Here is a 1,295-nt window from a genome sequence, read left to right on the forward strand (position 1 = left end):
ATTTCCAGATATTGTCCACTGTTGAAGCTGATAACCTACTTGGTAACTTCGTTTTTTTATCTCAGTACAGGACAAAAGTTGCAAAAAGTGCCAGGGAGAGGGTTTGATGGAAATTACCACAAAGACCACAAACCCTCATGGAACAGATTAACCAACTTCGAGCCAAATTGCGACCCCACCTGGGCTGGCATGGGGCGCGACTCTCCTTCGTCGCCATGTTCCTCATAGCCCTATTTCGAGCCAAAACAGTCAATCTAGCGGAGTTGGCGACCGTGTGCGGAGGAAAAGCCGCTGATGCATCTCACTACAAGCGAATGCAGCGATTCTTCCGGTCTTTTGACCTAGACATGGCTCAAATTGCCCAGATGCTCGTCAAATTGGCTGGAATCCCTCAACCTTGGGTACTGAGCCTTGACCGCACTAACTGGTCTTTCGGAAAAACCCACTTCAACATCTTAATGTTGGGTGTGGTCCATGAGGGGATTGCTTTCCCCTTGCTGTGGACTCTGCTTGAGAAGCAGGGCAATAGTAACAGTGATGAACGTATGGATTTACTTGATCGCTTTGAAGCTTTGTTTCCTGATGTGGTGATCGCGTACCTAACTGCTGACCGGGAATTTATCGGCCAAGAGTGGCTGTCCTATCTGTTGATGGACAAGCCAATTCCCTTTCGGATACGCATACGTCAAAGTGACTTGATTCGATCCCGGACTCGGCAACAAGCCGTACCAGGGTCTCGCTATTTTGCCAACTTGTCCGTCGGGGAAACTCGCGTCCTTTCAGGTCATCATTGGGTTTGGGGTCGCCCAGTCTATGTGATTGGCGCTCGCCTACAACCGACTCAAAAAGGAGATGATAATTTTCTGATTCTGGTCACCAATCATTGCCCCGAACAAGCTTTATCGGATTATACCCGCCGTTGGGGCATCGAGACCCTGTTTGCGGCACTGAAGACTCGGGGTTTTTGCCTTGAATCGACTCATTTCAATGATGCCCCGAGACTGAGCAAACTTTTGGCTTTGTTAGCGATCGCCTTTGTGTGGGCGATGAAGACGGGTTTGTGGCAACATACACTCAAGCCCATTCCGATTAAATCCCATCAACGACGAGCCAAGAGCCTATTTCGTTTGGGATTTGATTATCTGCGCTCAATTTTCACCAATCTTGACCACCAGTTCCCAGCTTTTCTTAACTCTCTCCATTTTTTGTCCTGTACTTAGCTAGTTGACCACTGTCTCCCAGTTGTCTATAATAATCTTTAGGAAGTTCATGAAGAGCTGACGGCATCAGGTCAT

Annotated in this window: 1 protein-coding gene; it reads left to right on the top strand. The window is 48.1% G+C overall.

What is annotated here, in order from left to right; all coding sequences use genetic code 11:
* Positions 1–137 precede the first annotated feature (137 nt).
* Positions 138–1,220: an IS4 family transposase gene (locus F6K49_RS49920; protein ID WP_293048373.1), complete on the top strand. Its 1,083-nt coding sequence runs from the start codon at positions 138–140 to the stop codon at positions 1,218–1,220.
* The last annotated feature ends 75 nt before the right edge of the window (positions 1,221–1,295 follow it).

This window comes from Moorena sp. SIO3I6 (assembly GCF_010672095.1).

Excerpts from the sequence above, each read along its gene's own strand:
- F6K49_RS49920 (WP_293048373.1), top strand. The coding sequence starts at position 138 with ATGGAACAGATTAACCAACTTCGAGCCAAATTGCGACCCCACCTGGGC.